The 26,587-nt window shown below is 42.4% G+C and carries 26 protein-coding genes; 8 read left to right on the top strand and 18 right to left on the bottom strand.

What is annotated here, in order from left to right:
- Positions 1–89: 89 nt before the first annotated feature.
- The 9 genes from ACPYIV_RS03210 to ACPYIV_RS03170 all read right to left on the bottom strand — a co-directional run bounded on the left by ACPYIV_RS03210 (position 90) and on the right by ACPYIV_RS03170 (position 11,093).
- A complete protein-coding gene (locus tag ACPYIV_RS03210; RefSeq protein WP_425885494.1) occupies positions 90–1,265 on the bottom strand; it encodes an OmpA family protein in 1,176 nt (391 codons plus the stop codon).
- 33 nt (positions 1,266–1,298) lie between these two features.
- Positions 1,299–1,802 (bottom strand): outer membrane protein, encoded by a 504-nt coding sequence (locus tag ACPYIV_RS03205; RefSeq protein ID WP_008147456.1) that lies wholly within the window; start codon positions 1,800–1,802, stop codon positions 1,299–1,301.
- Positions 1,803–2,128: 326 nt separating this feature from the next.
- Positions 2,129–2,638 (bottom strand): RNA polymerase sigma factor, encoded by a 510-nt coding sequence (locus ACPYIV_RS03200; RefSeq protein WP_217803649.1) that lies wholly within the window; start codon positions 2,636–2,638, stop codon positions 2,129–2,131.
- A gap of 340 nt (positions 2,639–2,978) precedes the next feature.
- A complete protein-coding gene (locus ACPYIV_RS03195) occupies positions 2,979–4,154 on the bottom strand; it encodes an FN3 domain-containing metallophosphoesterase family protein (RefSeq protein ID WP_300762808.1) in 1,176 nt (391 codons plus the stop codon).
- A gap of 23 nt (positions 4,155–4,177) precedes the next feature.
- Positions 4,178–5,872, bottom strand: coding sequence for a RagB/SusD family nutrient uptake outer membrane protein (locus ACPYIV_RS03190; RefSeq protein WP_300762806.1), 1,695 nt, complete (start codon positions 5,870–5,872; stop codon positions 4,178–4,180).
- Between the two features lie 11 nt (positions 5,873–5,883).
- Positions 5,884–9,213, bottom strand: a complete 3,330-nt coding sequence (locus ACPYIV_RS03185; protein ID WP_300762804.1) for a TonB-dependent receptor — start codon at positions 9,211–9,213, stop codon at positions 5,884–5,886.
- A 160-nt stretch (positions 9,214–9,373) separates the two neighbouring features.
- Complete coding sequence (locus tag ACPYIV_RS03180; RefSeq protein ID WP_425885490.1) at positions 9,374–9,916, bottom strand: FecR family protein; 543 nt, start codon at positions 9,914–9,916, stop codon at positions 9,374–9,376.
- Positions 9,844–10,416 (bottom strand): FecR domain-containing protein, encoded by a 573-nt coding sequence (locus tag ACPYIV_RS03175; RefSeq protein ID WP_425885488.1) that lies wholly within the window; start codon positions 10,414–10,416, stop codon positions 9,844–9,846. Before ACPYIV_RS03175 ends, ACPYIV_RS03180 begins: the two co-directional genes overlap by 73 nt.
- 77 nt (positions 10,417–10,493) lie before the next feature.
- Positions 10,494–11,093, bottom strand: a complete 600-nt coding sequence (locus ACPYIV_RS03170) for an RNA polymerase sigma-70 factor (RefSeq protein ID WP_293740410.1) — start codon at positions 11,091–11,093, stop codon at positions 10,494–10,496.
- Positions 11,094–11,243: 150 nt separating this feature from the next.
- Between ACPYIV_RS03170 and ACPYIV_RS03165 the strand changes: the two genes are divergently transcribed.
- Positions 11,244–11,489 carry a hypothetical protein gene (locus tag ACPYIV_RS03165; RefSeq protein WP_293740409.1) on the top strand — a complete coding sequence of 82 codons (246 nt, stop codon included), beginning with the start codon at positions 11,244–11,246 and terminating at the stop codon, positions 11,487–11,489.
- Positions 11,490–11,492: 3 nt separating this feature from the next.
- Here ACPYIV_RS03165 and ACPYIV_RS03160 read toward each other — a convergent pair whose 3' ends face one another.
- Complete coding sequence (locus ACPYIV_RS03160; protein ID WP_425886489.1) at positions 11,493–12,686, bottom strand: hypothetical protein; 1,194 nt, start codon at positions 12,684–12,686, stop codon at positions 11,493–11,495.
- A gap of 163 nt (positions 12,687–12,849) precedes the next feature.
- On the bottom strand, positions 12,850–13,095 hold the full coding sequence (locus ACPYIV_RS03155; RefSeq protein WP_005635197.1) for an RNA recognition motif domain-containing protein: 246 nt from the start codon (positions 13,093–13,095) through the stop codon (positions 12,850–12,852).
- Between the two features lie 402 nt (positions 13,096–13,497).
- On the opposite strand from ACPYIV_RS03155, the gene ACPYIV_RS03150 reads away from it, so the two are divergent.
- From ACPYIV_RS03150 to ACPYIV_RS03120, 7 genes are all read left to right on the top strand, one after another.
- Positions 13,498–14,790, top strand: coding sequence for an inositol-3-phosphate synthase (locus ACPYIV_RS03150; protein ID WP_299363304.1), 1,293 nt, complete (start codon positions 13,498–13,500; stop codon positions 14,788–14,790).
- Between the two features lie 183 nt (positions 14,791–14,973).
- A complete protein-coding gene (locus ACPYIV_RS03145; RefSeq protein WP_293740902.1) occupies positions 14,974–15,447 on the top strand; it encodes a phosphatidylglycerophosphatase A family protein in 474 nt (157 codons plus the stop codon).
- Positions 15,432–15,938 (top strand): GtrA family protein, encoded by a 507-nt coding sequence (locus ACPYIV_RS03140; protein ID WP_293740901.1) that lies wholly within the window; start codon positions 15,432–15,434, stop codon positions 15,936–15,938. The genes ACPYIV_RS03145 and ACPYIV_RS03140 overlap by 16 nt, the downstream gene beginning before the upstream one ends.
- Positions 15,939–15,955: 17 nt before the next feature.
- Complete coding sequence (locus tag ACPYIV_RS03135) at positions 15,956–16,639, top strand: CDP-alcohol phosphatidyltransferase family protein (RefSeq protein ID WP_293740900.1); 684 nt, start codon at positions 15,956–15,958, stop codon at positions 16,637–16,639.
- Entirely contained in the window at positions 16,636–17,571 is a 936-nt protein-coding gene (locus ACPYIV_RS03130) for a phosphatase PAP2 family protein (RefSeq protein ID WP_425885484.1), read from the top strand. The genes ACPYIV_RS03135 and ACPYIV_RS03130 overlap by 4 nt, the downstream gene beginning before the upstream one ends.
- Before the next feature lie 153 nt (positions 17,572–17,724).
- Positions 17,725–18,531 carry a metallophosphoesterase family protein gene (locus tag ACPYIV_RS03125; protein WP_293740898.1) on the top strand — a complete coding sequence of 269 codons (807 nt, stop codon included), beginning with the start codon at positions 17,725–17,727 and terminating at the stop codon, positions 18,529–18,531.
- Positions 18,512–19,153, top strand: a complete 642-nt coding sequence (locus ACPYIV_RS03120) for a hypothetical protein (RefSeq protein WP_299363295.1) — start codon at positions 18,512–18,514, stop codon at positions 19,151–19,153. The genes ACPYIV_RS03125 and ACPYIV_RS03120 overlap by 20 nt, the downstream gene beginning before the upstream one ends.
- An 82-nt stretch (positions 19,154–19,235) precedes the next feature.
- Here the strand turns inward: ACPYIV_RS03120 and ACPYIV_RS03115 are convergent, their stop codons facing one another.
- The 7 genes from ACPYIV_RS03115 to ACPYIV_RS03085 form a co-directional block, all read right to left on the bottom strand.
- On the bottom strand, positions 19,236–19,865 hold the full coding sequence (locus ACPYIV_RS03115; protein WP_293740896.1) for a porin family protein: 630 nt from the start codon (positions 19,863–19,865) through the stop codon (positions 19,236–19,238).
- Between the two features lie 33 nt (positions 19,866–19,898).
- Entirely contained in the window at positions 19,899–20,552 is a 654-nt protein-coding gene (locus ACPYIV_RS03110) for a DUF4136 domain-containing protein (RefSeq protein WP_293740895.1), read from the bottom strand.
- 279 nt (positions 20,553–20,831) lie between these two features.
- Positions 20,832–22,517 (bottom strand): leucine-rich repeat protein, encoded by a 1,686-nt coding sequence (locus ACPYIV_RS03105; protein WP_425885481.1) that lies wholly within the window; start codon positions 22,515–22,517, stop codon positions 20,832–20,834.
- 237 nt (positions 22,518–22,754) lie between these two features.
- Positions 22,755–23,435: an OmpA family protein gene (locus tag ACPYIV_RS03100; protein ID WP_293732004.1), complete on the bottom strand. Its 681-nt coding sequence runs from the start codon at positions 23,433–23,435 to the stop codon at positions 22,755–22,757.
- 45 nt (positions 23,436–23,480) lie between these two features.
- A complete protein-coding gene (locus tag ACPYIV_RS03095) occupies positions 23,481–23,807 on the bottom strand; it encodes a hypothetical protein (protein WP_293732003.1) in 327 nt (108 codons plus the stop codon).
- 81 nt (positions 23,808–23,888) lie between these two features.
- Entirely contained in the window at positions 23,889–25,595 is a 1,707-nt protein-coding gene (locus tag ACPYIV_RS03090) for a RecQ family ATP-dependent DNA helicase (RefSeq protein WP_425885478.1), read from the bottom strand.
- A gap of 8 nt (positions 25,596–25,603) precedes the next feature.
- On the bottom strand, positions 25,604–26,551 hold the full coding sequence (locus tag ACPYIV_RS03085; RefSeq protein ID WP_293732001.1) for an Rpn family recombination-promoting nuclease/putative transposase: 948 nt from the start codon (positions 26,549–26,551) through the stop codon (positions 25,604–25,606).
- Positions 26,552–26,587: the final 36 nt, after the last annotated feature.

The following is a 26,587-nucleotide window of genomic DNA, read 5'->3' as shown; positions in this document are numbered from 1 at the left end:
AATGCATTTATTCTAATCATTTATAATTCTTGTATTCATAAAAACAGAGAGACCATCTCCGGATTATTCCAGGATGGTCTCTTCATTTTCTATTCTTGTTCTACATAAAGAATCACGGCACGATTCCATTCCGGTTTATCAAAAGGAGGTTCCTTGTCACCGACCCATTCCACCTTTATCCTGTCACGACTGATATTATAGTCGCTGATCAAAATACGGGCTACATTTTGTGCTCTTTCAGCAGAAAGTTTCTCGTTGATCTGACTTGTTCCGGTCTTACGATCCGTATAACCGATCACACGCACCTTGAACTGCGGGTTATCTTTCAGATATTGCGCAATATTGTAAATATTAACCCCCTGATAAGGATCTACTTTCGTTTGATTGATCTTAAAGAGAACCACATTGTTTATCAACGGATTATCCTCAAACTCAACCACCTTTTCGGTTATCACCTCAGGTTCAGGGCAGTCCGGGCAGTCCACTGGACGTTGTGCCAACTCCTGATTCTGGGCATACAGTTCATTAATCCGACTGTTCAACGCATCGATTTCCTGAGGATTTCTCAACTCCGCTTCCGAGAAAGCAGCCGTCTTTCCTAAATTAAAGATCAGTCCGGCCGATGCGGTTCCCAAGATATCATAATTGCCACTGCTCTTGACTTGATTGAACTCGCTTCTGACAGCCGTTGCTGCAAACTCGATAGAAAGAGTCACCCGGTCGGACAGTTTGAAATTGTTGATAATACCGGCATTGAGCGTCATGCCATTCATACGGGTATGCCCGCCTGCATACGTCGGTTGGTTCGTATAGTCCCATCCAAAAGCCCATCCGAAACCGACATAAGGTACAAGGCTATATACACGATCCGAACTATACTTCATGAAATAATCAGTCATGCTCCACATCAAATCCGCTTGTACCGTCGCAAACCTATTACGTGACATGATAGTCGCATTATCATTGAATGTATGCAGATTCGTCAAACCTGCTCCCTTGATACGTGTTCCCAAATAAGGATTGATCCATTTACCGAACTGAACTTCCGGTGCCACGGTAAACCGATGGAAGAAGTCGGCATCACTATTTCTGTCGCCAAAATAAATATTGGCACCTGCACCTGCTCCAATAAACCAATGATCCCAGAAACCATTATTGATAAATGTTGCTTTACGGGCAGGTTCCGAACTTTGACCTTCTTTCGATTGGGCAAAAGAGGTCTGTATGATGCTACAAAGCACCATAATAAACAAATACTTCTTCATGATTGATTTTTTTTGTGATAAAAATAGCCGGGATCAAAAACGATATCCCCAGCCGAATGCTATTACGGAAGAATTGTCTTTGCCAAAGACATATTTATATTCGACATTAAGAAAATTACGCGAATTGAGATTATAGGTCAATCCACCTCCCACGTTAAAACCAAAATTTGTAGAACTGTGCGAATCCAACGTAACCTCTCCTTCTTCTCCTTTTACGGTCCGTTTCCCTTGGAAATTATTTTGTAGGTTAAATCCCGCCAAAGGATAAAGCGACAAATGATCTTCACTCAAATCAAACACATAATGTGCGTTGACATCTACATCCAAACCTGTTGTTTTATCTTTCGGGAAAAAGAACATCAGATCCGGTGCCAAACGAACATGATCCGTCAAATTGTACCGTCCTTGAACGCCTAACATCACACGTTTAAAATCCGTCTGATAACCAAAATTCCCCAACAATGAGAAATTTCCTTTTTGGGCAAAAACGCCAATAGATGTTATCAGCAAAAATACTATAAAAAGAATCTTTTTCATCTGAATAATTTTTAATTATACACTTCTTTAAACACTTGGAGCAACATCAAATTCATATTTTAATATTATTTCCGATATTACTCTCGTAAAACACAAGCATATTAAGCTTATTATTTACAAATAATCACCAACAAATTTATTTCAAACAATACCCTCCTTCTTTAAAAATTACCTACAAATAAATCTATTATTGCAATAAAGACTATACATTTTTATAGAATAACAACAGCATTTTTTATTTTGTTTCCTACTAATAAAAACAAAACCAATATCCTAAGTTTTTTCAGATTCATATTAGTTTTGAAAATAATAGTATTCAATCATATTCATGCATATTGGTAATCTTTCAGTGTATTTTGTAATTCCTTGCGTGCAAAAAAGATACGACTCTTTACCGTTCCCAAGGGAAGATCCAGTTCTTCTGCTATCTCATGATATTTATAACCATTCAGATACAATGAAAACGGAATTTTAAGCTCACTACTGAGCCCAGCAACAACTCTTGTGACCTCCTGAATCTGGTAAATCTTATCCGGAGAACCCGAAATGGAATCATTGGGAACATTCAGATTATACAAATCCGCATTTTGGTCAACGATACTCTGTACACGAACAACCTTATGATAGTTGTTTATAAAGATATTACGCATTATGGTCATAACCCAACCAGCAAAATTGACATTATCTACAAACTTTTCCTGATTATCCAAAACTTTCAGCGTCGTATCCTGCAACAGATCCAAAGCGTCATCCCTATTAGCAGTAAGTTTGATGGCAAAACTCATCATGTGTTCCTGTAGACCGACCAGTCTTTGTTGAAATTGCATCCTATCCATATATTTATTTTTTTGTTAAAAATTTTACCTGCCACAAAACTATACTTCTCCTCTTTATCCATAAGTTCAAATTCGTCCGAAAAGACTCTGGATTCGTTTTTTATCCCTTTGTAAGATACATATCGGACGATTTCGTACATTTTTACTATAAAACCTGATCCCTACTAAATATTCACAGCAATCTCTAAGAACCTATCTATATCACTAAAAATGAAATCGTTCTATAAAAAACCAAGAGAATATGATAAAATATCGGATAAGACTAAATACATTAAGTGCGATTACTCGGATTTCCACCCGAGTAACCGCACTCATATAAATTAATACTGAATTATGAGGATTATTTTGCCGTATATGACTTTTTTGTCACGACTTTACCATCCAAATCAAGCACAACCAGATTCATCCGGTCGCCATCAGTCTCCACAGAAACCACACTATTATTTGAATTTACCAAAACCGGGAATTTGATGCCGGCACTCGGCTCCTCATATTTATTCCGATGGAGGTGTCCGCATAACATCAGATCCACTCCGAGTTCGTTCAAGATAGGGACGAATTTCTTCAAGACATCTTTTTGCCCATGCCAGATATTGAGATCAGCCGAAGGTGGCATATGTGCAATGACAACTTTAAATTTAGCCTGCTTGAAATCTTCATTTTTGTATAATTCTTTCATCCATTCCACCTGATCCGTGCGATAGCCGTCATAATCGGTTATGCCGCTGTACTCGATATCGGAATCCGGTTTGTCCTCACCCGTATCCAACATAATGAAACACACAGGTCCCTGTCTGAAAAGATAATACAAAAAGGGTTCTTTAGGAGAAAAATATTTCTGGAACGATGTTGCAAACTCACCGCGGGTTTCATGGTTTCCGCGAGCATAATACATCGGTTTTTCCGAGGCAAACAGATCGATACTTTCTTTCATAAATCCGTTAAAGATCGTTTGCTCGTCCTTGAATTCCGAAACCATATCCCCGTTGAAAATAATCAAATCTTTATCTTTATAATTGGCTGCGTTCAACAATTTCGTGATAATATTTTCACGCCCGTGGATATCATTGATCATCGCAAAAGAAGTCTCTTTCTTATCCGGATCGCAAGTTGTAAACGTCAACGCTTTCTTTTTATAAACATCCGAAGCTGCTACACGTCCGTATACGACATTAATCCCTTCGTGCGACAACACTTCCTGGGAATAGATACGATAACGATAGGTCGTTCCGGGAGTCAGAGCTTTTACCTTTACGGTATGAAGCAAAGAAGTGTTTTTAACTCCATTGGTCGTATCGAAATATTTAGGCCGTTCTTCTCCATAATAATGAGTTCCGTCATTCGGGGCCAGTTCCACCCAACCAATAGACGGTTTATCCGCCACCCAGACAATAGTTGCCTCATCCTCTTTTACATTCTGCAAATAAGGTCCGTAAAGAATCTTTATCTGCGCAGTTGCCACCTGAGTGGCAACTGTGAGCAAAAGTGCATATATCAAATTTCTAATATACTTCATTACAAATAAATAGGGTTGATCTATTAATAGCCGTCATTCTGAACCAATTGAGGGTTCGCATCCATCTCTGCCTGCATAATAGGCAGATGGAACTGTTTCTTATCGAAATAACGCACCTCGACCAAACGGTCTTCACGCGAAGCATTCACATCGATCACGGCACGACGGTCCGGATCCGGTTCGTCATAGTCGACAGTTCCGCACAGACGATACAAGTCACCCGGCATAACGGCCTCTACCACTTTCCTTCCGGTTTTGGCTCCGCTCTTGTCGTATTCGTCCCAGCGAACGATATCTTCAAAGCGGAAACCTTCACCGGCCAATTCGATCGTGCGTTCCCTTCTTACCAATTCACGCACTTTGGCTTGTGTATTATATTTGGAACGGTCGACAGCAATATGGCCTCCGCGCAAACGCAACTGGTCGATGATATTCATAGCTTCCTGCAAATCCTGGTTCAATTCGACCAGACATTCAGCTTTTGTCAACAATATCTCCGCATACCGGAAGATAATCGGGCACAAGGCATCGTCGTTCATGGATGTAGAATATTGTCCCTGATTAGGATACAAATATTTAGCCCACAACATGCCGGTATGAGAAGCATTGTCTGCCGCCGTATAATAGTCCTTATTAGAAGAACCGTTCGGCAATGTCTTGTCAAGCGTATTGAAAATGCGAGGCACATTATTACGGCCCACCCAATCCAATCCGGAATAGATAACCGTATTTTTCAACCGCGGATCACGATTATAGAACGGGTGAACCGGATCATAGCCTGAACCTGCTTCATCAATCATCTTGCCATCCGCCATTTCAAACATATCGACCATGTTCTGCGTGGGAACGAACGAGGCCCAACCGCCATCCGAGTTGTTATAAAAACGGATCACATCACCATATTTATAAGTGGTTTGAACATGTTCGTAAGTACAAATAATTTCCTTCGAATCCTGTCCGGCCATGGAAAACATATTCAGAAAATCAGGGTCTAATTCATACTGGTTCAGAGCGATTACTTTATTGGCTGCATCCAACGCCTCCGTATAATTTCCCCACAGCAAATTGAAGCGGGCAATCATCGAAAGAACCGTACCTTTGGCGACGCGTCCCTTTTCGGCCGGTTTCTCCGCGATATGTTCGGCACTCCACATCAGGTCGTTCATGGCATGCTCTTTCACCTTCGCTTCCGGTTCGCGGGGAAGTTTGGCGTCGTCAGCCGTTGCAGGAACAAAGTCCATGATCACGGCATCCCCGTACCAGGTTGCCAGATACGCGTGGCTATATCCACGAATCGCACGTACTTGTGCCAGAAAATCATTTTTCTTCGTCTCCGTCATTGCGGTAGCCGGAACCAAATCGATATTTTCTATCACAAAGTTACAACGCCGTATCGTCTCATACTGCCTCCAGTAATTCGGAGCTGCAGTAGGTGAAACGCTTCCCCTTCCCATATTTCTCATATTAGAAGCATTCGTATAATTGAAACCTATATCCGAATAGCTATCTTCGTAAAAGATGAATTTAGATCCGATATAATTATTAACCCACCAATTGTATGCAGCAGTCACAGCTGCATCGACATCCTCGGAGGTGTTCCAAAAAGTATTGGAAGTTAACTGATCCTTTGGATTCAGATCAAAGAAATCATCGCATGAGAAAAAGGCTCCCGCCCCGGCAAAACAAAGTGCGAGACTTAATATTTGTTTTAGTTTCATATTGCAATCATTTAAAACGTTACATTAATACCAAAAGAATGACTTTTATTAATCGGATAAATATCCAAATTACCAGAAGAAGACTCAGGATCTGCATTGAAAGGCAGACTGTCGAAAGTGAAGAGGTTCTCGCCTGTATAATAGATCTTTGCATTGGCGATTCCCAGTTTATTTGTAACAGCCTTCGGGAACGTATAACTGAAATTGATATTCTTAATACGCAAATAATCCGTATTCATAGCCCAAAAAGAAGAACGGCATTTATTAGGTGCACTAACGGAATTTTCTTCCAAGAACAGACGAGGCCATTCCGTATTCGTATTTTCAGGAGTCCAGGCCTCCAGCCAGTTCGTACTCGGATGAGAAGTATCACCTATAAAGGAGCCGACAACATCTCTTGTGAAATAACGATTTGTACCTGTCACACCTTGCATAAATACCGATAAATCAAAATTTTTCCATCCTGCACTCAACGTCAGGCCATAAGTCGTTTTAGGTTGTTGCGTACCTTTGATCACACGATCTTTCGAGGAAAGTTTTCCATCTCCGTCTGCATCCTTAATACGGAAATCACCCGCCTTGAAGGGAGCCGACCACGGATTACCATATTGCTTTTCATAGGCTGCAGCTTCTTCATCACTCTGGAATAATCCGTCTACCTCATAAACATAAAACGATTGATAGGGTTCACCGACACGGTTAATCAGATAATCGTCGATAATCTCATTGACACCGGCCAAATCCAACAATTTATTCTTGTTATAGGAGAAATTCGCATTAACTCCCATTCTCCAATCTTTATTGAAAGAATGGTTCCAGGCGAAGCTTGCTTCCATACCGCTGTTACGCAAAGAACCTTTATTATCCTGATACGTTCCTGATATACCGAATGTATCGGAAACAGGGATATCCATAATAATATCGGATGTTTTACGATTATAATATTCGACGCTCAGCATAAACTCGTTCAAGAAATTAGCATCAAATCCGATACCCCAGTTTGTCGAATTTTCCCAGGAAATAGTCGTAACCTTATGGCTTACGACCGTGATACCCTGATGAACCGTTCCGCCAAACGGGAAGTTTTTTCCAATATATAAAGTAGGCAAATAAGGATAATATTCATCAGATACGGCATCCTGGTTTCCAAGTAAGCCCCAAGATCCTCTGAATTTCAAAGACTGCAACCAGCCTCTCGTATTTTCCATAAAATCTTCTTCCGAAATACGCCAACCGGCTGAGAAAGACGGAAAATACCCCCAACGATAACCTTTTGCAAAACGGGAAGAAGCATCCGCACGGAAATTGGCTTCCAACAGGTACTTGCCTTTATAGTCATAATTGAGACGCCCGAAATAAGACAGCAAAGCCAATTCACGGGAATAACCACTGTTCGTTTGTGTCGAAGAATCACCACCGTTCAAATCGGTCACTTCGCTGTTCGGGAAACTTTTACGGAATGCATACAATTCTCGGTAATCATATTTTTCAACCTTATAACCGGCCATTGCTTTGAAATGATGATCTTGGTTAAAAGTTTTGTCATAATTCAACAAGGCATCCAACGTATAACGACTCCATCTCGAAATCGTCTCTCCCAATTGATCCGGTCCGTGATAATTAACGTCGTCATACCAACATTCCTTACGATAGTCCTTCGTTTCCTTTATATTCGTCACGTAAGCGCCTTGCAACGTAAATGTCAGTCCGTCTATTATATGATAGTCAAAGGCCAATACACCGGAGAAATTTTGTTGCAAGTGATATTTCCGACTATCGATATCGATCCAAGCAGCGGGGTTTCCATCTGATATTGAACCGTAAGAACCATCTTCCTTTTTATACGGAATCCAAGGAGCTATACGATTGGCCTGCCATATAAGTTGGTTCGAGCCACCTCCGTAAGAAGCATTCGGTTCGGAGTATTGGTTATGGATAAAGGCCATATTCGTTCGCATCGTAAATTTATCTGATAACTTAATATCCAGATTCGTACGAAGATTGAACTGAGAACGGTCGGAATTCTTCATCGTTCCTTCCTGTCCTAAAAAGCCGGCTGAAGCCATATATTTCACATCATCGGAACCTCCACTGACATTGAGATTGTGTTTATGCATAAAGCCGGTCCGGAAAATGTAGTCCGTCCAATCCGTATTCGGATGGCCGTAAGGGTCTGTTCCATCCTGGAATAGACGAAGGTCGTCATCCGTAAAACGGGGAGATGCACCGTCCTGCTTCAACAACTGATTGTACAAACGGGCATAGTCATAAGAACTCAAGCGGTCGACTAAAGTCGCCACGTTTGAAAAACTGACATTACCATTATAAGAAACCGTCGCTTTACCAGTTTTTCCCCGTTTGGTCGTTACCAGGATTACACCGTTGGCGGCTTTGGAACCGTAGATGGCGGCTGAGGCAGCATCCTTCAGAACAGAAATGGATTCGATATCGTTAGGATCGATCGAATCGAAGGTCCCGGTTTCAATACCATCCACCAAAATATACGGATTAGCGTTGTTCAAGGTACCTACCCCGCGAACACGGATAGTCGAACCGTCATCTCCAGGCCTTCCTGTGCCGGATGTTATCGTTACTCCGGGAGTCAACCCCTGAAGGGCGGATGAGACATTCGTCACCGGGCGGTTAATCAACTCGTCTTTGCCGATCGTGCTCACCGCTCCTGTCAGATTTACTTTAGTTTGCGTACCATAGCCGACAACTACGACCTCATCCAGATTCTGTGTATCTTCGTGAATTGTAATTTTATAATCGGTTTTTCCTTTCGCTACAGAGACTTGCTGGTCTACATAGCCGATATAGGAAATCATCAATATCGCACCGTCTTCAATGCCCTCCAGGGTAAAATCGCCGTCGACATTTGTAACCGTACCGACACCGGCACTTCCTTTTACGATAACATTCGCCCCGATGACGGGAAGGCCGGTGTTATCGACAACCGTACCTCTGATTGTCTTCCGAACTTGTTGAACACTTGCTAAAGACACACTTTTTGCCTTTGCGTTATCTTGCAAAAAAATCCGGTTATCGACTATCCTATAAGAGATATCTGTGTTTTTAAAGACTTGCTTTAAAACATTTTCGATATGCTCATTTTTTACACGAACGGAAACTTCGGAGATTTCTTTACTTAAGATAGACTCGTCGTAAGAAAATTCATAGCCAGTTTGCTGACTGATACTTTGTATGACCATACCTACAGTTGTCCTATTCAAAGACAATTCCAGATTCACATACAAAGTATTCGTTTCATTTACCGCCATTGCGGGCGATGCTGCGACTAAGAATGCAGATAATGTCGCAATAGATACTTTTTTATTCATACCATGTGATTCGTTTTTGTTAGTACTATAAAAATCAGTTAACTTTTTAACGGATACACGCGTACCCGCTAATAGCATTTCCCATACCGGACAGCGTTTTAATTAACCGCTGCAAAGGAATATCCCCGATATTACGGAACTGTTTACATCAGATTACATTTCAATTTCCCATAGACATTCTTTTTTTTGTTTGTTTTTCAGATATATAAATTTCAGAATTCTCTATTCGATAGGTAATCGGCGCCAGATAGCATAACTGTTCCAGCACATCCGGCAGACGTTCGTCTTCATTTATCACGCAGCGGAACTTACGTTGAGCCAGTTTCAATGACTCAATGTTCACATTTACATTATATTTGATTGATAATTGATTAGCGATTTCACGAAGTGTGGTATTTTCGAACACCAATTGGTTAAAACGCCATGTCGCACAAACATTTACATCGACATGATCCGTAAAATAGGTATTTTCATCCCAGGAATAGGCAACCCGCTCTCCCGGATTCATTTCCAAGATTTTCTTTCCGTTCAGGTTTTGCAAACTGATACTGCCTCTTACTAAAACGGTTTCGACAGACTTATTTTCAGCGTTAACATTAATATTAAAGGATGTTCCATATACCTCAACTTTCACATAATCGGTAACAACGATAAATAGTGATTTTGCATTCTTTGCGATGTCAAAGAATGCTTCTCCTTGCAAGGAGAAGCATTCTTTGCGATGTCAAAGAATGCTTCTCCTTGCAAGGAGACCGCCCGGTTGGCGGCACTGAACGACTGCGGTATCCTCAATACAGAATTTCCCCTCAGCCAAACGACCGAGCCGTCATCCAACGTTACCTTTTTCACGCCTTCGCTATCTCCCAAAGCTATAGTCACGTAAGTTTCAGGTTTTAGATAATCCCAACCGACAGATGAAAATGAAACGAGCAACAAAATAACAGCCGCATATTTCAGGAAGGAACGGGCGATTCGAAAACGTTTCGTCCGGTTAATACGTGTATTTATCTTTTCCAAAGCCATATTTATCCGCTCGCTATCCGCATACTTTGCAGCATTCCACGAAAGACGTAGCCGGAGCACTTCTGAAAAAACGGTTTCATTATCTGCCGACAAATCACGCCACTTCATCACCTCCTCCAATTCTTCCCGGGAGAGGTCGCCAATCAGATATTTTGCTAAAAGTGCGTAATCAAACTCCATTTTTCAACTTTTATATAGGCTAAACGACCGACAAGAAAAAACTACTGAGCTAAAATGAAATTTTTTTGTTTATCTCATCAAGCATGTATGCCATGCGAAAGAAGGAAAGCGCAAAGCATATAATAGTCGTTCCTGGACATGTGCCCCTTCAGGAAACGGAGTGCCAGATACAAATGGCTCTCCACCGTACGCTGCGGTATCTGAACTTGCTCCGCAATCTCTTTAGTCGACAGCCCTTTTATATAAGTAAGAATGAACACTTCACGACGCTGCGCAGGCAGATGTTCCAGCAATTCATATAAACGACGATAGAAATCTTTAACAGAAAGTTCTTCTATGACAGGATTGTCGCCTTTCAACAGGTTTTGATAATCTTCCATATATTTCTCGTACGTCACAGAATGATATTTCTCAATTGAGAGGTTTTTCTTGAAATAATCCAGGCAACGGGTATAAGCGGATTGGAAAAGATAGGAATGGAAACCATCACTGACATATAGCTTTTCACGGTTCTCCCAAACATAAAGGAAAACATCCTGAACAATATCTTCCGCCGCTTTTTGCTCAACCATAGAAGCCACATAAGCCATCATCCGGGGATAGTAGTAACGAAAAACCCCATTAAAGGCTTCCCTATTCCCTTTCTTCAGTTCATACAATAAAGAAATATCAAACATATTACCAGAGATTTAAGACCATTCAATCAGCATTCAGTCTACAAAAATAATAATATTTTCACAAATATTGCTTATTTAACGACATTCTACTTAGATAAATATGCAAGACAATGGTATTTTTTATACTTTTGCGGATAATACTTTAAAGACATGAATAATTACACAAAATACATCTATGTCGGATTGGTTACTATCTTACTCATAATTCAAGCGATTATGATTATAGGGTTGTACGGTGACTTTAGCGGTCCCCTCAACGAATTGTCGGATTGCACAAGAAACCAGCTTCCACAACTACTCAATCTGTTCACGACAATGATTGTCACGAACTGGATTATTATTGCCGCATTGTTTTTTATCCTGTTCCGTCTGGGCAGGAAACAAGACAACTATTAGTCCTTAGAATTTCTTTATCAGGAAAGACGGGTTTACCCGTAGATAGATTCCGGCAGAAAAACTGGTTTTAGCAAACGATTTATAACCATCTTGTTCCGTTCCGCGAAAAACAACAGGCAGATGTTCATATATATCCAGATCGATGCCAAGCGAGAAGCCTTTTCCCAATTCACGCGAATACTCCAAACCGAAATACAGCATAGAAGGATCTTCGAAGGTAAGTCCTTCCTCGGATGTCGACACAGCCCCATAGAACGGACTGCCGAACATGGAAATAAACTGATGGCATCTCCAATAAGAAGTTTTCACACGAAAATCATAAATATCCGCAGACGCACGTGCGTACACACCATAACCGTTATCGAAAGACCATATTTTACCTGCCTGCTGATAATAGCCGGTTACATCCAGCTCTACATTTACGTTTTTGAATATCTTATGCCCTGTGTTCCACACGCCTCCAATTCCGACAGCGCCATTCATCAACGTCTGAACAGAATTGGTCAGGATCGTATCGATCTCTCCTCCCCGATGCTGGGCTAAAGCCTGTAAAGGCGCATAGAGATGAAAACGGGAATCCGGATCGTTAAACTTGAAACGGGTAGATAACCCGACCGTAAAAGCCTCTTGGTGTACATCTTCCCTAAAAATAAAACTCTCCCAGTTCACCCACGCATCCAAATCGAACCGGCGAGAGTTATAAATCAATTGCAGTCCCATCTCAGGATCGGCAATCATATTCAACTCCGGATTATACAACGGCTCTATCAGATTATGATTGGCCGCACCATACAAATCTCCCAGCACGATATCCACATGATCGGACAAGGCTACCTGCGCCCGGAACCAGGGAAGTGCATGAAAACCTTTCTGATACTGATCTCCTTTCCATTGAGCAATATCCTGATAAGCCATGTTCGGATAGCGATTCGCCCCCCAAAAACGTTGCAGATGAACACCTGCTTCGAGTTTCAACATTTCCAACGGGTAATAGACCGCCTTTGCCTGCAACCAAAGTCCCGGCAACGTGTAGCCTTTCATAAACGAACCGGTATATTCATCATCCTTAAAGAAACTCAGGTTATCTATTTCGACTGAAAGTTCACCTTTTTTCTCCGGATCGATCCGGTAATCCGTCTTAAAAACGCGGTCCGGAACCTGGGAATGAAGTGTATGGACAAATGAAGTTACCGCCATAAAGAACAGAAAGCACAAGCTAATGCGCAAACAGGAAATATTTAAAAGACTTTTCATCAACTGCAAATTTTGCTGCAAACGTAACAATTAAAAAGGAATAAACGAAGAACGGGGATATAGAATCTTGTCTATATCCCCGTTCGTATACTTTGATGCTAATCTATTAGCGTCTCGGCGTTGCTTCTTTTACAACCATCTGGCGGCCTTCGTATTCAGCGCCGTTCAATTCTTCGATAGCATTTCTTGCTTCGTTTTCGTTAGGAAGTTCTGCAAAAGCAAAACCTTTAGAACGACGAGTATCGCGGTCAATGATCAATTTAACTGATTCAACTGTACCGTACTCTTCCAAAACCTGTTGTAAGTCTGATTCTCTAACCCGATAGTTCAGGTTACCAATGTAAATATTCATACAAAAATGATATAAAATAATTAATAAAAAAATTTGAAACAATAAAACTTTTAGGAAAGATCAATGTCTGCTAAATCATATTCTGCAATGAATATTAAATCGGAGATAAAGAACTACACAAACAGTTTTGCTTGTCGGGTACAAAGGAAAGCATTTAAAATGGATATTACACCATAAAACTGAAAAATTAATTCATAACAATTCAAAAAAGACACATAAAAGAAGACTTTTCCTGAAGAGAATCCTTATAATCATAGGGAGTTAGAAAAAGAGGCTTTGGTACAATAATACATAAAAAAGGCCTATTTTATAGTATTTCTGACCAATTAAGCCTACATATAGCCTTTTATGTCTCAACCAGAAAGCCTAATTTTGCCCCAATCATTTTGAACTTAATTTGACATGGAAAAAATCGAAGTTAAAGAAGCCAAAGGTAAACTTGGTATTCTGGTTGTTGGGGTAGGTGGTGCAGTTGCTACTACTATGATTACAGGTACGTTGGCTGCACGAAAAGGATTGGCAAAGCCTATCGGCTCAATCTCGCAGTTGGCCACTATGCGTTTGGAAAACGGAGAAGAAAAAGCGATCAAAGATATTGTTCCTCTGACCGACCTGAATGACATCGTTTTCGGTGGATGGGATATTTTCCCGGATAATGCATACGAAGCAGCTATGTATGCTGAAGTTTTGAAAGAAAAAGACTTGAACGGCGTAAAAGACGAATTGGCGGCGATTAAACCGATGCCGGCCGCATTCGACCATAACTGGGCAAAACGCCTGAACGGTACGCACATCAAACAAGCTGCAACCCGTTGGGATATGGTTGAACAACTCCGCCAGGACATCCGTGATTTCAAGGCAGCCAACAATTGCGAACGTATCGCTGTACTGTGGGCTGCAAGTACGGAAATCTATATTCCGCTGTCTGACGAACATATGTCGCTCGCCGCTTTGGAAAAAGCAATGAAGGACAATAACACGGAAGCAGTTTCTCCAAGTATGTGCTACGCTTACGCTGCTATAGCAGAAGGCGCTCCGTTCATTATGGGTGCTCCCAACCTGTGTGTAGACACCCCGGCTATGTGGGAATTCTCTAAAAAGATGAATGTACCTATCTCCGGTAAGGACTTCAAGAGCGGACAGACTTTGATGAAAACAGTTCTGGCCCCAATGTTCAAAACCCGTATGTTAGGCGTAAGCGGTTGGTTCTCGACCAATATCTTAGGAAACCGTGACGGCGAAGTTTTGGATGATCCAGCAAACTTCAAGACAAAAGAAGTAAGCAAGTTATCCGTCATCGACAACATCTTCGAACCCGAAAAATATCCGGACCTGTACGGAGACGTATATCATAAGGTACGTATCAACTACTATCCTCCCCGCAAGGACAATAAAGAAGCATGGGACAATATCGACATCTTCGGTTGGATGGGTTACCCGATGGAAATCAAGGTAAACTTCCTTTGCCGCGACTCCATCCTGGCTGCACCTATCGCACTTGACCTGGTGTTGTTCAGCGATCTGGCCCTGCGTGCCGGTATGTGTGGTATTCAGACTTGGTTGTCATTCTTCTGCAAAAGCCCGATGCACGACTTCGAACATCAGCCTGTACACGACCTGTTCCAGCAATGGAGAATGGTTAAACAGACGTTGCGCAATATGATCGGGGAAGATGCTCCCAGCTATCTGGATTAAAAATTCAAGGTAATACTCATTTAGTTTCATAGGGATGAAACTTTTGTTCCATGCCTATGAAACTTTTGTTCCATGCCTATGAAACTAAAATTCCATCAGCATGGAATTCCCGATATAACTTTCTCCCGGATAAGGGGGAAAGTTTTATTATTTTTATAACTTTGCACACATTTTACTGACAGAATGAAAAGAGTTCCACTAATTCATATTATTATAGCGACAGGCTTTGGCTCCGGTTTTTCTCCGTTTGCTCCGGGAACGGCAGGAGCTTTATTAGCTACACTGATCTGGCTTGCATTGTCTTGCGCCGTATCTCCTACCCTGCTTTTTATTATAACCGCATTATTGGTTATCCTCTTTACGTTTGCCGGGATCCGTTCGGCAAACGCAGTCGAACCCATTTGGGGAGAAGATCCATCGCGGGTGGTGGTAGACGAGATGGTAGGTGTCTGGATTCCGCTTTTGGCGGCGCCGGCAGGTAACCTGTGGTACGCACTGGCGGCTTTCACGCTATTCCGCCTGTTCGATATTTTCAAGCCGTTGGGCATACGCAAGATGGAAAGTCTCGAGGGCGGAGTCGGAGTAATGATGGATGATATTTTGGCTGGAATCTATAGTCTCATCCTGCTAATCGGTGCAAGATGGTTGATTGGATAAAGAAAAGTGCAAAAGCGTTTTCGGAGAAAGGCGGGATATTCATGTTCATACGAGCCCAATTTTCTTCGCAGATTGCCAGTGCAACAGATTTTTTGGTCACAATCTTGTTGGTTAAATTATTTGGAGTTTATTACGTGTATGCAACTTTCACGGGTTCTGTCTGCGGAGGGATCGTGAATTGCGTCATTAATTATAAATGGACATTCAAATCCAAAGAATGCAAGAAACGGCATGTAATGGTAAAATACCTGCTGGTCTGGATCGGCAGTATCTTACTGAATACCTGGGGGATTTACTTCATGACGGAAACGATCAGCAGGAACCCCTGGGTCCAGGAGACGCTGAAACATTATATCGACGACTTGTTCGTCTTCTCCAAGATCGTAGTCTCGCTGCTTGTCGGATTTCTTTGGAACTATAATATGCAACGTGTCTTTGTCTACAAGAACTGTAGGATCAGAGGTCGTTTCCAGAGAGCGAACTCAAAATAAAAACAAAATATTAAGATATGAAATTCAAAGTTTTTAGAGATTGGTTACAACAGATGATCTACAAGATCATCAACCCGATCGTACATGGAATGATTAAAATTGGGATCACCCCCAATTTTATTACGACGACAGGATTAATCCTGAATATTGTGGCTGCCTGCATATTCCTCTATGCAGGGATGAAAGGAGAACGAGGTGACTTCTACTATATCGGCTGGGGAGGCGGCATCATCCTGTTTGCCGGGTTGTTCGACATGATGGACGGACAGGTGGCACGTATCGGCAAAATGAGTTCCACGTTCGGCGCCTTGTACGATTCGGTACTGGACCGCTACAGCGAACTGACGGTTTTCTTCGGGATCTGCTTCTATCTGATCAATCAGGGATATGTAATCAGTTCGATCGTCGCTTTCATTGCTCTGATCGGCTCACTGATGGTAAGCTATGTCCGCGCCCGTGCCGAAGGGTTGGGACTTGAATGCAAAGTAGGTTTCATGCAACGTCCCGAACGCGTGGTATTGACCGGATTGGGCGCACTTTGCTGCGGTATCTTTGCTCCCATGATGGAAAGCAACGAGACATTCGAGCCGATCATGATATTTGTCATTCCTCTGCTGGTCGTTGCGGTATTCTCCAACATCACGGCATTCGCACGCCTGAACCATTGTCGTAAACTATTGAACAGCAAAAGTAACGAATGAAAGATAATATTGTATTCGCGTCAAAGAAAGAGACAGGAACCGTCATCGTTCTGACAACCCTGTTTCTTTTACTGACAGCCGTATGTATCGGATTGCGCCCGGAGCATGTATTCATGGTCGGCCTCTATCTGATTCTCTTCTTCGCCAGCAAGACAACCCGTAAACTGGCTGTAGCCTTGTTGCCTTTCGCACTCTTTGGCATTTCCTACGACTGGATGCGCGTTTTCCCGAACTACGAGGCGAACCCGATCGATGTGGAAAGCCTGTATAATCTCGAGAAAAGCTTGTTCGGCATAAACGATAGCGGGAACATCCTGATTCCTTGCGAGTATTTCGCGATACACAATTGCCAGATAGCAGACTTTTTTGCAGGCATATTTTATCTTTGCTGGGTTCCGGTTCCAATCGCTTTCGGACTGTGGCTTTACCTGAAAGGAGATCGTAATTTGTACCTCCGTTATTCGATGGTATTCCTTTTCGTGAACCTGATCGGCTTTGCCGGATATTATATCCATCCGGCAGCACCACCTTGGTATGCAATCAACTATGGTTTCGAACCTATCCTCAACACGCCCGGTAATGTTGCCGGCCTCGGCAGGTTCGATGCATTGACAGGACTTTCGATCTTCGACTCCATCTATGGCCGCAACGCGAATGTATTCGCGGCAGTTCCGTCATTACATGCCGCATATATGGTTGTTGCGCTATGCTATGCGGTTATCAATAAATGTAATAAATTTGTGATTGTCCTGTTCGCCGTCATTATGCTGGGAATTTGGGGAACAGCCGTTTATACGTCGCATCACTATATTATAGATGTAACATTAGGAATCTGTTGCGCCCTCTTAGGTATTCTGATCTTCGAAAAGGGGCTGATGAAGACTGGCTGGTTCAAAAACTTTTTTAACAGGTATTACAATTACATTAAATAATGTGCCAGTCGAGCAATATACCAATGTGCCAATACAAGAAACCTATCATTGGCACATTGACATATTGCTCAATTGGCACATTATTCATTACATCCTGACCTTTTTTGTAGTAGCATGACATCTTAACTTTGCCACTACAAAAGTTAGGACATAATGTATAAACAAACTCTACCATTCTTTCTGTGCATACTCTTATCTGCATGCGACCTTATCGACTATCATCCGTATGACGGTCGGCTTACCATATCCGAACGTGACATCAACGGTCGCAACATCCCTCTAATCGAGGCTGCCACAAAAGATAAAGACACGATCCGCTTCGTCCTGATGGGCGATACGCAACGCAGTTACGACGAGACGGAAGATTTCGTAAAGCATATCAATGCTAAAAAAGACAGTATCGATTTCATCATCCACGGAGGAGACTACACCGAATTCGGAATGAAGAAAGAGTACGAATGGACAGTCGATATCCTGTCGAAGCTCGATATTCCATATCTCGGATTGATCGGGAATCATGACGTGATCGGCAATGGCGACCAGGTTTTCAACAAACTGTTCGGTGAAGAGAACTTTACCTTTATCGTGCGGGATGTCAAATTCGTTTGCCTCAACACCAATGCAATCGAATACGACTACTCCCATCCTGTCCCCGACTTCGGCTTCCTGAAAGAAGAACTACAAGACAGCACCCGCCATTACAACCGTACGGTCGTCGCCATGCACGCACGCCCCGGAAGCGAACAATTCGATAACAACGTGAAAGATGTATTCCAGTTATACATCCGGGAATTCCCCTCTTTGCTCTTCTGCCTGAATGCACATAACCATCAGTTGCAAGTGGAAGACCTGTTTGACGATGGGATCATTTACTATGGCTGTAGCAATATAGCCAAACGCAACTACATATTATTCACCCTAACCCCAGACAGCTACACGTATGAAGTTATCTATTTTTAAATGGATGATCGTATTTCTTTCCCTTGCCGGCGCTTTACAGGCACAGGAGGAAAACATAGAAGAGGCACGATATAAGAAACGTGTGGAAAAATATATATCCAGATGGGAAAAGCTCATTCCCCGTTATACCAAATTCCAGTTTGCGGGGTCAATGGGTATGCTTTCACTCGGAACAGGCTGGAATTATTACCGCAACCACTGGGAAACAGATGTCTACCTCGGAATAATCCCCCGAAATTCGGACCGTCATGCCATGGCGGCACTTACGCTCAAACAAAATTACTATCCCTGGAACATCCATATTGCCGAAAAGTTCTCCTTCGAACCTCTCGCCTGTGGTGTCTATGTCAATACCCTTTTAGACCGTGACTTCTGGGGTAAGCAACCTGATAAATATCCGCAAGGTTATTACTGGTTCTCCACACGCATCCGCACCCACGTTTTTGTCGGAGAGCGATTCACATTGAAGCTGGATACAAAAAAGAGCTGGCATAAATCCATCTCTTTCTTTTACGAGCTCAGTACCTGCGACCTGTATCTGATAAACAAGATCGGAAACAGTTATCTGAAACCCAAAGACTATCTGAGTCTTTCGTTCGGCCTCAAACTTCAGATCCTATAAAACAAAAAAACGGGAGGCGTCATTACGACAACCTCCCGTTCCCCATAAACTACATAAAACACTTAAAAGAACAAACTTCGCATTAGAATGCAAGACCTAAACGGATACCCCAGTTATTCAAGCCATCGATCGAATAAGTCAGGACATCACCTTTATTGGTTGCATAATTATAGTAGGCAGCGATATGTAAACCGATCTGCTTCTGAGGTGTAAAATACATATTCATACCGATTTCGGGAGATACATAAAAGCCCCAGTTACGGTCGTAAACCTTTAAAACATTCATATAAGTCGACATCTCACTGTAGTTTGCACCCATCTGTAAGCCGGCATAAGGCTGGAACTGACTTTCGGGAGCTACGTTATAACGGAAAGCTGCACCAAAAGGCAACTGGAAGATAGAGTGCTGCTGATCGGAAGTGATGGCAGATGTTGAACCTACCGGCAATGTCTGACGATCGATATACTTATTGTTGGTGTGATAAGAAATAAATGCACCTACTGAGAAATTAGGAATTACATAATAACCAGCTTCTGCATGTGCACCCCAACCACTTGTCTTATCAGAGAAATCCTGACTGAACGGAGAGTTGATCTGCCAGTCAACATTAAAATACATGTTCTTTACAACCTGGGCACCGGCCAGAGAAGGTATCGCTAAACAGGCAACAAGTAAAGCGATTAATTTTATTGATTTATATATCTTTTTCATAAGACTCAAATTTATCTTTTAATTCGCGTTTAATTATTTTTTCAAGTACGGTGACTGTACAAAAGCCTGCTCGATAGCACGAGTGGAAAGTTCGACATTCACTTTGTCGGAACCGGACAGTAAGCCAGTCATGTAGCCAGTCCAGAGAACCGGAAGTTTAGCATCTGTCGACTTTGGCAGCGGAGCTTTCAGATTGACCAATTCAACCAACAAAGAACCTACGCTATAGCTGTAAACAACCTGATACGGATAATACCATCCATTCCATGCGCCAGTCCAGTTGCCCCAGTAACCATACCACCAGTTATATCCCGGATACCCCCACCACCAGTAAGGATTGTCATGATAGTTGGTGAAATAGTTCACATTCTTAACAAAAGAAACCTGAAGACCGAGTTCGGCATCGGCTTTGCTGTCAGCTTTCGTATAACCACGCCCTTCCATAGCATTTGTCAATGTAGATATAATTTGTCCGGCATCAGGAGCATCCCAGAACTCCGGATCTTTATTATTACCAATTAACATAACACTATCAGGAACATAGAAAGTCGTAAACGATTCGAAGTTCGCATCCTTATCATAATCTGTGAATACTACGAAATCATCGCTTAGTTTTGACATGTCCGGGTCCTTCTGGCAAGACGCCAGCAAAAGAACCAATAAGAAAAAAGGAAGAATCTTTTTCATCTCATTCAACGTTTAAAACAGTTTATACTATTATTTGTGCACTTATATATAAGTTACTATTTAAACAACATGAACTAAAAAAGGTTTGCATTCTCCCTTTTCAAGAGTGTTAATTAACTTGCCTGAAGATTTTGGAACGGTTATAAACGACTGTTAAAGTAGTCCTTCTCTCTATATGTTCCAAATAGCCGTTTGCCCATCCCTATAAAAAAGGAGAGTATACCAAAAACGAGTTTCGATATACTCTCCTTATTTATATAATAGGGTTTGCAGCCGATCTTATCGTATTACAACCTTATAACTTTCATCACCTGCCACCACGATATACATGCCTTTTGTAAGTTGGAAAGAACCATATCCGGTAACCTTGCCGGCGACAATACTTTGTCCGGAGAGGTCATAGATACGAACAGAAATCTCACCGGATGAACGAACCACCACCTCGCCACCTTGTACGCAAACAATCGGTTTATCGGCCGTCACACCCTCATTAGCGGTCGCCGTGCCGGTTGTTTTGGCTTCGATCGTATTTTGTGAAATAATAATCGGAGTTGGATAATATCCCTCCCGGACAGCCATTGTTTCAATATAGTAGGTTTGTCCGGCTGACAATCCTTTGATTGTAAAGGAGAAAGAAGACGAACGGAGTTTGCCATCGGCATCAAACTGATATTCATCTTTCAATCGGGTCTTTGCCGCATCCTCGTACACCTTTACAATATAACCGGTTGCCTGCTCAAATGCATTGCAAGTTATAGTCATTGTGCTATCGGTTGTTTCACCAACAACCGGTTCTATTATTTCCCCGTCTTCTAATATTCCACCAAAGTTTTTCCACCCTTCTGCCTGGGCATATTGTGCTTTAGAACCTGCAGGAACATATAGGACACAGTCGTACACCGGTGAAGAATTATTCAATTCCTCCATTGTATCATGGAAGAACAACTGAGGGAAAGCAGCAGGAACTGGATTCAGGCAATGTATTTCCGTCAACGTACTGACACATCCGGCAAAACAACGTTCTCCGATTGTAGTCAAACCAGCAGGCAATGTGATAGATTTCAGTTTTTTGCATCCGATAAATGCTTCTTCACCAAGTTCCGTTACCTGATAATTTTTACCATCCTTCGAAACAGTCGCAGGAATGATACAATCCGTTACGGTCCAGGTGGCATTGTCTTCGACATCCGTACCTACAACAGCTATATTTTCCGAACTTGTTATCTGGTATTTCACATGGTCGGCAACAAAGAAATCCGACGCCTTCACTCCTTTCGCACGAATCAGCATATGCCAAGATGCTTTCAGATTTATTTCACCTGTTACAGAAGAATAAAGGTTGCCAGAAACCTTCTGAACATCACTTCCATATTCGATTGTGATATTTTGAGGCAGTTCGTACCCGCTTTCCGGTACTAATTTACCTACAAACTGACCATCTCTGCTAACTTTAGACGAATCGGCCTCTAAAGTCAAATGCTCCAATTCGGAAACCACATAATATTTTTTACCGGCATCCATCCGGCTGACCAAAAAGAAGGTATAAGTATTTATTTTTGTCTTATCTGCCGATGTCACCTGTACCTTAGCCAAACCGCCTTGCTTAAAGGGAACATCCACAACAGTCATCGTTGCATCCGGATCATTCGCTTCGGGAACCGGATAAATCCTATACATATCCATTTGTGCATCAGTATAAACAGGAGGCCTTCCCTGGCTGATTGCATCTTCATTACTTTCATAAGGAACTTCGTAGTTATAAATATCCGGCTTAAAATTATTGATCGGTACACTATGGCCATCTTCCCCTATTTTGTAGGAAAGGGATTTCAAGGTAGCATCGCTGGCCTCCGACGAAATTAATCCGGTACTTCCCACTACATCTGCCGATGAAACCAGCAACCCTGTCAATACAAATAAGACATTCATCTTATATCTTGCTCCAATGTGTAAAAATTTATTCATACTCTTATTATTTATGGTTTAACAATTGTACAAAGCATCACCGGGAATATGACAAATCATATACAGGGTAATTTTATAACGATAAATATTGTTTATCAAGAATTATATTCAAGTGACAAACAAAGATAGAGATATTATGATAGAAAAAGCAACAAAACTTAATAATAATACAATCTTAAAAATAAAGGGATGCCTGAAAACCGGACATCCCTTTTATAAATTCAAATTTACTGCTTATTAACGCAATGTTCCCTGCTGTGCCTCCTGGATCATTTTCTGGTTAGCCAGGATGATTATTTCGACACGGCGATTCAGAGCACGTCCTTCCGGGGTATCGTTAGAGGCTATCGGATCATGAACGCCTTTGCCTTCAAAAACCATACGATCGCTGCTTACACCCTGCAACATCAGATAGTCATATACACTCTTTGCACGCTTTTCGGATAATGTCTGGTTATAATCGACTTTACCCGTATTGTCCGTATATCCGACAATCTTGATATCCGTATCGGGATTGGCTTTCAGGCTGTTCGCAAAATTACGCAAAGCGCTCTTGGAAGCATCGCTCAAAGTGCTTGAATTGGTTGCAAACAAGATGCCCGAATCAAATGTAACCTTCAGTGCCTCGCCGTTATTGATGGTTTCGACAGTCGTTTCTTCCGGCAACGTAGCTTCCAGTTCTTTCTTCTGTTTATCCATCTTCTTACCGATCAGAGCACCGGCAGTACCACCTACCGCAGCACCGATTATCGAACCTAACGCAGTATTACCAGCCAGAGCACCGACTCCGGCACCTACTGCCGCACCTCCGCCGACTCCGATAGCTGTACCTTTAGCGGTATTGTTCCATGTTCCACAACTCGTAAAAACAACTGCCATACAAAGCAGTAAAACTGATAACAACTTAAAATTTCTCATCTTCTTATTCTTTTATAAACTTTATTGTAACTATACAACAGTCTATTAATCGAACATGTTGATGGAATCGCAATATTCAAGTTCTCCCTGTACAATAAAAGTAATCTCTTCGGGTGCGAACTTACCCACACCGTCTTTTTGCGCATTCTTTACAACATACCCGATCAATTCTTCTTCATCAATATCAATTTCGGCATCGTCGGCGGAATCCTCATCAAGAAAACCCTTCGACTCATAAAATTCATAAATCAGATCTACAATGTAATTAATATCGTCATTGCTGAATTTCCCTTTCAACTCCTGGGGAAGATAATTCTGGATAAATGCTACGGAATCGTCTTCATCGTAAATTAAATCGTCTTTTTCACTCATATCTTTTTAATTTTTGGTTGATAATATGATACAAAGATATTGGAATAATCGAATTTAGCCCATTATTTTCCTCATAAATCTTTACTCTTTCCGCAAGCAGTTATCGCAACACCCACACCGTGAGCCTTCCATACCGAAATATTCGGAAATGAACTCCTGGCGGCAACCGGCCGTCTCCAGATATTCTATCACTTTTTCAATTCGCATTTTAAATGCAGCCAAACGATTTTCATAGGATGCAGTCGTAATGACAAGGCGGTCCAGAGGGACACGGATCATTTTAAAGGTGATCCGGGGTTCTTTCCGGCGAGGTACATAATAGAAACCCACATTCCGCAGATAGCCCAGGACTTTCGCCACCTGACTCGGTTCCAACCCGGTCCTTCTCGCCAGCATATCGACACTGACAAAAACTCCGGCAGAAAAGAGCCCTTCGTAATTCCGTAAGATTTCAATGGCGATTTTGGCGGCAGGAGAATCGTCGTTCAGAAAACGATCCATAGTCCAACGAGGCTGGTCGTACCGCAGATAGGGCTGTGAATTAGGATAGGGTTCAAAATTAAGATAGTTCGACAAAGAGAGTATTTCAAGGGAAGCACGCAAACGGCCCTTATCAAAATGCCAGTCTCTTAGAAATTCCGGTTCGTCCAGATAAACAGACACGCCTTCCCCGTCTCCTTCTGCAATCTGGAAACGGTTGCACAATGCTTCGTATACCCGTTTGATATATTCGATCGTAGGAAAGGCATTGGAAGGACGCCTCTTTATATCCGTTATATCCTGCGGTGCCAACAAAGCCACGGCGTAGGCCCGTTTCCCGTCACGCCCGGCACGTCCCGCCTCCTGGTAATAGGCTTCCATCGAATCGGGAAACTCCGTATGGATAACGACCCGCACATCGCCTTTATCGATCCCCATTCCGAATGCGTTAGTGGCAACCAGCACACGCGTAAATCCTTTTATCCAATTAGTCTGCCGTTCTGTCTTCAGAGCCGGGTCTAAGCCGGCATGGAAATATTCGGCCGAAATACCTGCCGCCCGCAACTTCCCGGCATATTCTTCCACCCCTTTGCGGGTACGGCTATAGATCACTGCGGAACCGGGTACGGAAGATAAGATATGACAAATCTCATTCAATTTATTATCCGTCTTCCGAACTACAAAAGAAAGGTTTTTCCGCTCGAAAGAGGTCTTGAATATCTGATATCCTTTGCGAAAGTGAAGTTGCTCGCAAATATCGGCTACCACGGCTGCCGTTGCCGAAGCTGTTACGGCAATGACCTGGACATGAGGTATGGCATCGCGGATATCCGCAATCAATCGGTAATCCCTGCGGAAATCGTTTCCCCATTGAGAGATACAATGCGCTTCATCCACAACCAGTAAATTCACTTTACGGGACAATGTCTTCAACTTCTCCTGAAACATTTCGGAGGAAATACGTTCGGGAGAAATATAAAGAAACTTATAATCTCCCAGAATGCAATTATCCAGCTGTTGCAAAATCTCCCAATGCGGCATTTCCGAACTGATAAACGCCGACAGAATCCCACGCTTTTGCAGGTTCTTCACCTGGTCCTTCATCAAAGCGACAAGCGGACTAATCACAAGGCAAATACCGGGCTTTGCCAGAGCAGGGACCTGGAAAGTAATGGATTTTCCTCCTCCCGTCGGCATAAGCGCCAAGGCATCACGCCCGGACAGAATACTGTCTATGACTTCCGCCTGTCCCGGCCGGAACCCGTCATAACCCCAGTAGTGCTTCAGTACTTGTAGTGGATTGTGCATCTGCTGTATCAAATCTTTTCGATCATTTCGATCTCTTCAACTGTCAAGCCTGTGCAATCGGCAATCACAGGGAGAGGCATACCCGCCAGTTTCATTTTCATGGCTGCTTGCAACAGACCTTTTGCGATCCCTTTCTCCATTCCTTTTGCCTCCCCTTCGGCAAGCCCTTCTATCCGGCCTTCCCATTTGGCGGTACTAAGTACATCGTTTTGGATCATGATCACATTCAGGTGCTCATCGTATGCACGACGTTCTTTCACTGACATAGAATAATATTTCAGTTTTTCGCGAGCTTCCCGAAGCCCGGGAGCTGTCGTGTCGGGACGGATCGTCCCGTCTTTCAAATACTTGATCCATTCATCCAAAGGGGTACACGCGACTTTATCAAATTCATTCACACGAATCAATATGTATTCAGGAAATATTTCAGACGGTAAACGGGGAACGACGGCATCACGCTCACGTGTGTTGATATGCAAACGGTCACCGGTATGCATTCCGATAAAATGGTTTTGACCGTGGTAGATGTAATCAGTACCGATACCAAGGTCAAAATAAAGAATACTGATAGAATATATCTTCTTTATCTGCTGGTAGCCCTCGCCCAAAGAAATATGTTCGGTAATCGCTTTGGCAACTCCGTATAATATGCGTTCAAGGTAGTGCACCTCACGTGTGTTCTGAACCTCTATAATAACAATTTCACCTTTGCTATTCAGAGCCTTGATATCAACACGGTTATATTTGTCTTCAGCCGTTTCCTGATTGCTTTCGCTTTCAAGAAGTTCTATGATTTTAACTTCTTCTTTCAATACGACAGAAAGGAAACCTTCGAGCACATCAAAATTAGCCTTCTGACGCAGCAGACGTTTGATGGCCCAGTCAAAACGGATATACCGGTCTTGTAATTCTTCTTTTTCTTTCTCTGCCATAACTTTAGATTCTGACTTTTCCATAGTTAATGATTTTATTTGTTACATGATTCACAAATG

The organism is Parabacteroides vesiculifaciens (assembly GCF_049860805.1).
GTDB lineage: Bacteria > Bacteroidota > Bacteroidia > Bacteroidales > Tannerellaceae > Parabacteroides.
Note: the sequence above shows the minus strand (reverse complement) of the source record. Positions and strands in the feature narration are given on the sequence as shown.